Source organism: Arenibacter sp. F26102 (genome assembly GCF_023015865.1).
Classification (GTDB): Bacteria; Bacteroidota; Bacteroidia; order Flavobacteriales; family Flavobacteriaceae; genus Arenibacter.
Window position 1 is genome coordinate 1 of record NZ_JALKBC010000035.1, and the last position, 7,747, is coordinate 7,747.

Annotated in this window: 7 protein-coding genes; all 7 read right to left on the reverse strand. The window is 41.3% G+C overall.

Features of this window, described 5'->3' with window-relative positions; all coding sequences use genetic code 11:
* Nucleotides 1–162 precede the first annotated feature (162 nt).
* Complete coding sequence (locus tag MWU78_RS22015; protein ID WP_247001940.1) at nucleotides 163–432, reverse strand: hypothetical protein; 270 nt, start codon at nucleotides 430–432, stop codon at nucleotides 163–165.
* A gap of 32 nt (nucleotides 433–464) precedes the next feature.
* Entirely contained in the window at nucleotides 465–1,433 is a 969-nt protein-coding gene (locus MWU78_RS22020; protein ID WP_247001932.1) for a type I phosphomannose isomerase catalytic subunit, read from the reverse strand.
* A gap of 50 nt (nucleotides 1,434–1,483) precedes the next feature.
* Nucleotides 1,484–1,891 (reverse strand): 6-carboxytetrahydropterin synthase, encoded by a 408-nt coding sequence (locus MWU78_RS22025; RefSeq protein WP_247001934.1) that lies wholly within the window; start codon nucleotides 1,889–1,891, stop codon nucleotides 1,484–1,486.
* Nucleotides 1,888–2,421 carry an isopentenyl-diphosphate Delta-isomerase gene (gene idi / locus MWU78_RS22030; protein ID WP_247001942.1) on the reverse strand — a complete coding sequence of 178 codons (534 nt, stop codon included), beginning with the start codon at nucleotides 2,419–2,421 and terminating at the stop codon, nucleotides 1,888–1,890. Before idi ends, MWU78_RS22025 begins: the two co-directional genes overlap by 4 nt.
* 387 nt (nucleotides 2,422–2,808) lie before the next feature.
* Nucleotides 2,809–3,777 carry a type IX secretion system membrane protein PorP/SprF gene (locus MWU78_RS22035; protein WP_247001936.1) on the reverse strand — a complete coding sequence of 323 codons (969 nt, stop codon included), beginning with the start codon at nucleotides 3,775–3,777 and terminating at the stop codon, nucleotides 2,809–2,811.
* A 3-nt stretch (nucleotides 3,778–3,780) separates the two neighbouring features.
* The gene (locus MWU78_RS22040) at nucleotides 3,781–5,805 is read right to left on the reverse strand and encodes a gliding motility-associated C-terminal domain-containing protein (RefSeq protein WP_247001938.1); all 2,025 of its coding nucleotides are present in this window, start codon (nucleotides 5,803–5,805) and stop codon (nucleotides 3,781–3,783) included.
* Nucleotides 5,806–5,836: 31 nt separating this feature from the next.
* A partial coding sequence (locus MWU78_RS22490) for a hypothetical protein (RefSeq protein WP_281503894.1) occupies nucleotides 5,837–7,747 on the reverse strand: 1,911 nt, incomplete at its 5' end.

A 7,747-nucleotide genomic window follows, 5' to 3' on the forward strand; every position in this document is an offset into this window, starting at 1 on the left:
CTGAAAAAAGTTACCCTAGCCGGATAGGACTACTCTGGCTTCCTTACACTGTTCAAATTAAAACAGTTTAAAAACCAAAGTTACCAAAGTCACTAAAAATAAAAAGACCGCCTAATGGTTTTTAGACGGCCTCTTTTTTTTTTACTATTTCTTAGGCTATTATTACCCTAATTTATTCAGTTGTTCAATCAAAGAACCTGCTTTAGTTTCCAATTCCGCTTTAACGGATTTTAAATGTGCCGGTCTGTTCTCTACTGACTTCTGGTTCACTTTTGCTATTAAGTCATCAAAAGTTTCAATTGCGCTATCTATTAGCGCATTGCCCTCTTTTGAATTTTGCTTATTTCCAGAAGCTTCCACTAAATACACAGCTTCAATAATATCTCCTAAAACGTAATTAATGTCTTTCTTTAAATCTTTTATACTTGCCATTGGTAATATTTTTTTTGCAAAAGTAATCATTTTCAGATTGTAACCTCCAAAAGTTTTGCGCTCGTTGTCATTATATTTATTTTTTTGGACTGTGCAGGTACCAAAGTGGTCTCCCCATTTTTTATTGTTACCGAACCAAATTCATTGGAAATAGTTGCCTTACCTCCTACGCACATGTAGATGGTGAACGAATCCCTTTTTTCAACATCCAACTCCAAGTCCTTGGTAAGCTCTAAAATGTTGGTGTTAAAATAAGGACAGGAAACCATATTATTTACACTGTCTTTTTTATCGGAATACTTCACCTTAAAATCGGCCTTCTTGGTGTAATCTATGGCATCCAAGGCCAAATCGGTATGCAATTCCCTTAAATTGCCATTTTTATCCTTTCTATTAAAATCGAAAACACGGTAGGTGATATCCGAAGTCTGCTGTATCTCCGCCAATAATACCCCGGCACCAATAGCATGCATCTTACCTGTGTTTATAAAAAAAGTATCCCCTTCCTTTACACTTTCATAGTTTAATAAATCCAACAGCGTATTCTCCTCAATGCTCTTGGCATATTCTTCCTTGGTTACATCCTTATTAAAACCCACTATCAACTCTGCCCCCTTATCGGCATCCATTATATACCACATCTCTGTTTTCCCAAAGGAATTGTGTCGTTTTTTGGCCAATTCATCATTGGGGTGCAATTGAATGGACAAATCCTGTTTGGCATCAATAAACTTAATAAGAATGGGGAATTCCTTACCAAATCGTTCAACAACACTCTTTCCCAATAATTCTTCCGGGTATTTGTTTATCAATTCCTGTAAGGAAGTACCCGATAAATCACCGTTGGATACAACGGACACATCTCCCTCCACCGCAGAAAGCTCCCAACTTTCACCAGTAATATCATTTTCAATGGGCTTTCCCAAGACATCTTTTAATTTGGTACCGCCCCAAAGGCGCTCTTTTAGGATTGGATTGAATTTTAAAGGATATAAGTTCATTCTGTATGGTATTATGTATTTGTATTCTGTTATAATTTTATTAAACCAATCTACCCGGAAAAAGTCACGTAATTTCTTGGGGTCTCAAATAAGATAACCTCCAGTTCATGTGAGGCTTCTATAAATGGCCTGAGCAAGTTCCAAATATAAACTGCTATATTTTCGGCTGTTGGATTTACGGTCTTGAACCATTCCACTTCAACATTAAGGTTTTTATGATCTAGCTGATTTTCAATTTTATCCTTAATTAGATCCTTAAGGACCTTCATATCCATAACAAAACCAGTCTCCGGATCAATTTCTCCAGTAACACTAACTACCAGCTCATAATTATGGCCATGAAAATTAGGGTTATTACACAGTCCAAAAACACTGTTATTTTTTTCAAAACTCCAATCTGGCCTATACAGCCTGTGAGCAGCATTAAAATGGGCTTTCCTACTTACCTTTACTTTCATATGGCCGTATTATATTGCGAAATATGATTGTAAAACTTATCAAAAATAATTTTGAACCAGGCGGTGTATTTCTCAGGGTTAGTAGCCATATCCTGTTTAATTGCAAAAGGAGTCATCCATTTCCATGATGCAACCTCTTCTGGATTTATGGTTGGCTCCCCATTATAGTGCCCTATCATTACATGATCAAATTCATGCTCAGTAAGGCCATTGTCAAAGGGAGCTTTATAAATAAAGGAAAACAACTCCTTCAATTCCGCCTCAAACCCCATTTCTTCCCTTAATCTTCTTTTTCCTGCTTCAATATTAGTTTCTCCGTCCCGCTGATGACTACAACAAGTATTTGTCCATAAGAGAGGGGAGTGATATTTGTGACCAGCCCTTTGTTGGATCATTGTTTCCCCTTTATCGTTCATAATAAAAACAGAAAATGCCCTATGGAGCAAAGCCTTTTCATGAGCTTCCATTTTAGGCATCAGACCAATTTGAACATCAAATTCATTAACAAGAATTACCTTTTCCTCTTCCATTTTGTAAAAATAAAACCTTTCCCCAATAATAAGGGCTAAGTCCATCATAAAATTTAAATACTTTGGGAATGTTTCGTGTTAATGCCTTCCAACCTTAGAAAGGTTGGCTAGAGCAAGTTTCTACCACGAATATTGTGACAATAATTTGATTTTATGATTTATATGGAAATTACCATAGATCCCCATTCACGCCTATCAAACAGTTTTCCGTTAAATAAGTAATCCTCTGAGTAAACTATAGAGACAATTGTTTAAAATGATTTTTAATCGCCATAGGCAAACTTCCAAGTAATGAAAACGAAGCACCGTTGAAAAAGTGGGTATAGCCTTTCTTACACTTGCGGCTTTTGAAATACCGGTAACACTAATAAAAATTGGAATAATGTGTTAGAAAAATCTCGGAGACTTTAAATTGCCAAGCTCTTTAATAAAGTCATAACGCAATATAATCTCAAAGGATCCGTCATTAAAGGTAGCCTGACCCAATTCCGTAGTTTCCTTGTCATAGGCCAATCCAATTAGAAAAGAATTGGAAATATTGAAGCCTACCATGGCGCTAAGTGCGGCGTCCCATCTATAGGCGGCCCCAAAAATAAACTTGTCACTAAGCATAAAATTAGCAGATGCATCAAGTTGAACGGGCGCACCCTGAACTACTTTGGCTAAAATGGCAGGTTTAAATTTTAAATTGGTATTCAAATCAAAGACGTAACCGGTTATTAGATATAAATTCATCTGTTCCTTTGCTGTCGACAGCGCTTCACCATCAAAATGTGTGGTCTGCAAAAATCGGGGCACCGACAAACCTGCGTAAAATTTTTGGGTATGGTAATAAACGCCCGCTCCTAAATTTGGGGAAAATTTATTGTCGATGTCCTGCTGTAAAGTAGGGTCCGGTCCTCCTGGATTGGTATAATCTTGATTAAGCTCGGAATAGCGAATATCCAGCATATGTGCACTGGCTTTTAATCCGAAGCTCAATCTACCTTCTTGGGAGGTATAAACGGTGTACGAGAAATCCCCATCAAAATAAGTTTCAGATGTGGGGCCAATTTTGTCGTTCACAATTGAAAGTCCCAAACCTACTCCCCTATACCCAATGGGCGAATGCAAATTTAAAGTCTGGGTGGTGGGAGCACCGTCCAAACCTACCCATTGCGACCTGTGCAATGCTGCCATACTTATATGACCACGAGATCCTGCATAAGCTGGGTTAACACTTACGGTATTATACATATACTGAGTATATTGGGCGTCCTGTTGGGACCGTACCTCGAAGCTGACCAAGATAATTACGGCAAATAACCATAATGCTATAAGGTTCGGCTCGCGTGTGTTTTTTATTAGATCTGGCATCCTTTATCTGTTTATATAAATATATCCCGTAAGCGTCGTCATCTTTCCTCCTACAGATGGGGTATAGTCCAAAATATAGAAATAAGTTCCTACCGGTAATTGATTGTCTTTATTAATGGTGACCCTCCCCTCCGAAGTACCGTCAAAATAATTGGAATCATTATTATAGGCCTTAGTGGCATATACCAAAACTCCCCAACGGTTATATATTTTGATAGTATTGTTTGGATAATTTTCAATTCCCTTTATAGTCAAAACATCATGGATACCGTCGTTATTTGGTGTTATCACATTAAACACTTCAACTCCAACGTCCAGTATAATCAAATCGGAATCCAAATAATCAGGAATTCCATCCTCATCAAAATCGTCATTGGCATAATTTCCATCCCCGTTTTCATCTTCATCAATGGTAAGTATACCATCATCATCATCGTCTGTGTCCCGATAATCTACTTCATCGTCACCATCGGTGTTGGGTAAATCATTGTATGGGTCGTTAATCTCATCATTAACATCCACATCAATGGTCGTATTTCCTTCATAACCATCATCCAGACCATCATTATCCTTATCCGAACCTATATAAACTACATCCGGGATTCCGTCATGATCATGATCATGGCCTTCAATTCTGTCAGGTACATTATCATTATCACTGTCTTCATCCAAGTAATCTGGTAAATTATCCCCGTCCGTATCAATTGGGAACAAGCCTATATTTCCATTATTTTCATAGGCATCGTCCAGACCATTGTTATTGGCATCCACTCCACTTGGCGGAACATAACCTTGGGTAGTTTGGGCCTCAACGTTATCTGGAATACCATCGTTATCACTATCAATGTCCAAATAATCTGGTATACCATCACCATCGGAATCCGTTGGATCTGTGCTGGGGTCATTATCACCATCCAAATTAAGATCTTCAAAACTGTCTAAAATTCCATCATCATCACTATCAATGTCCACTATTCCATCAGGATTGACCAGTATATTGACAGTTGCCGTACTACAATTGGATTGATTATCACAAATTGTGTAGGTAAAAAGATCACTACCTGTATAACCACTATTAGGTGTATAGGTTACAAAATCATCTGTAAGGTCGTTTGGTGTGCCATTGTTATGAACTAATACACTGCCATTGGATGGACTGGTGGTTGTTATGGTTCCGAGGATAGGAATATCATTATCGTTCGCCAAGATATCTATATCTACAGGCATGTCCTCTAAGGTAGCCACAGAATCATCAAATGCATCAACAATAGGAAGTACATCCACATTTACGGTTGCCGTACTACAATCACCCAAGGCATTACAAATAGTATAGGTAAATGTAATTGGACCATTAAAGTTCGGATTTGGAACAAAGGTCACTATATCATCAGATGGATTGTTCGGCGAACCATTATCATCTACAAGAACATTCCCGTTAAACGGATTTGATGTAGTCAATATACCAGTTGTAGGCAAATTGCTATCATTATCAAAAATGGGTACTACTACAGACGAATCTTCGTTGACCGCTATAAAATCATCAACCAAAACACTGGACTGCTGTAAACAAACCACCGTAAAATTCGGCAAATCAAAAGAATTCCCAGCCTTGGTTACAGTGGCGGTATAACGAACCACACTTTGTGTAGCGATTACTGTTGGCCTTAGTTGATCACCACCAACTGCCGGCGACCAACTAATAGCAGCGCTAGGACTCACATTATTGGAAATATCCATGGTTACCTCATTATCTGGACTTGTACAATCCGTTACAATAAAATAACCTGTGGCATTTGCTCCACAAAGGGTACCATCATAGGTTGCAAAATAAATTCCTGATGAAGTAACCTCATAAAAGAAATCTGTACCCAATACCGTGGAGGTATCGGAAGCCTCGTACCATTTATAATTATGTTCATCGGTACTGTTGGGAGCCTGCAACAAAAATTGCGCATTGGCCCTATTAGCACCAAAGAATATGGTTACAAGGGTAACAAAAAGAAATCTATATATGTGTTTTGGTTTCAAACTCCTGTTGTACCTAGTTGGTTTATATAATCTATTTCACTACAAATACTACGTTGATAAGCGAATTATAATCTGTTGGCGTTGCTATTACATCATAGGTCATTACACCAAATTCATCCACACTTACATTGTCGAACACCGTATTATCGTAATACGTAACATAGTAATACAGCTCCGTATTGGCATAGGTTGGTATAGCCCCAGGTGCCAAATTACTAGCCACCATCGGTGATCCAAACTGAGCCGTATATTGCGTATGCAGATTAATTGTCCTACCCGTGCCTGTTGAGGAGGCATCCACAGCAATGGAAGGCGGATAGAAAATATTAGGTCGTGTATTTGCAATTACATAAGGAGTGGCACTACTACCATTTCCAGTTACACTAATATCATTACCTGCAGTCACTATAGTCTCTGTTCCATCGGCCGTAGGCACTGTAATGGTATTACCGCCAGATATACTCAATTGATCACCTGCAATGCTCAAGGTCTGGTCATCCGTTGCTGGATCCCCCGCTGGACCTGTTGCTCCTGTTGGACCTTGTGAACCCGTAGCCCCTGTTGGGCCTGCTGGACCTTGCGGGCCAACAGCACCATCGATACCATCCGATCCGGCAGGACCTGCTGGACCTTGCGCTCCTGTGGCTCCTGTATCACCTGTATCTCCCTTGGCTCCGGTAGGACCTTGCGCTCCTGTGGCTCCAGTATCACCAGTATCCCCCTTGGCTCCTGTTGGACCTTGCGCTCCTGTTGGGCCCTGAGCTCCCGTAGGGCCTTGGGCACCTGTGGCTCCGGTATCTCCTGTTGGACCCTGGGCTCCAGTGGCTCCTGTATCTCCTGTTGGACCCTGGGCACCGGTTGCTCCGGTATCACCCGTATCTCCTTTGGCACCAGTTGGCCCCTGAGCTCCTGTTGGCCCCTGAGCTCCCGTAGGGCCTTGGGCACCTGTGGCTCCGGTATCTCCTGTTGGACCTTGGGCTCCAGTAGCTCCTGTATCTCCTGTTGGACCCTGAGCTCCAGTAGGACCTTGGGCACCTGTGGCTCCTGTTGGACCTTGAGCACCTGTGGCTCCCGTGGCTCCGTCACTACCCGGAGGTCCTTGTGGACCAGCCGGACCTTGTGGACCGGTATCAGGATCAATCCAAGAATATATTCCTGAACCGTCTGTAGAAAGTACTTGTCCGCCTGTTCCTCCAGCCGGTAATTCTATTTCATTAGTTGGATCATTATCTGCATCACGGATATCAATAGTTGTACTTCCTCCTCTTTCCAAGGCTATATTTACTGACTCATTAGCACTAACAACTGAACTACTAATTCCTTGATTATCAGTATTTAAAACTGATTTATCGATCCACTCCACAGTACCAACCGCATCGGTAACCAATACCTTGTCGTTGCCTCCGCCTAATATGTTTTCCGTCTGAACCGCGTTGTCCGCCAGTTTAGCATTGGTCACCGCATCGGCTCCAAGCTTGGCAGTAACAATGGAAAGATCCTCCACTTTGAACGGGTCTCCAGCGGTTCCCGCTCCCGTAATCGTTACTTGGTCCGCAATGGCGGCAAAGCTCGACTTGTCGATCCACTCCACAGTACCAACTGCATCCGTAACCAATACCTTGTCGTTACCTCCGCTTAATATGTTTTCTGTCTGTACCGCATTATCGGCCAATTTAGCATTGGTCACCGCATCGGCTCCAAGCTTGGCTGTAACTATGGATAGGTCCTCCACTTTGAAGGGGTCACCAGCAGTTCCCGCTCCCGTAATAGTTAGCTGGTCCGCAATGGCGGCAAAGCTCGACTTGTCGATCCACTCCACAGTACCAACTGCATCCGTAACCAATACCTTGTCGTTGCCTCCGCTTAATATGTTTTCTGTCTGTACCGCGTTGTCCGCCAGTTTAGCATTCGTCACCGCATCGGCTCCCAATTTTGCAGTCAC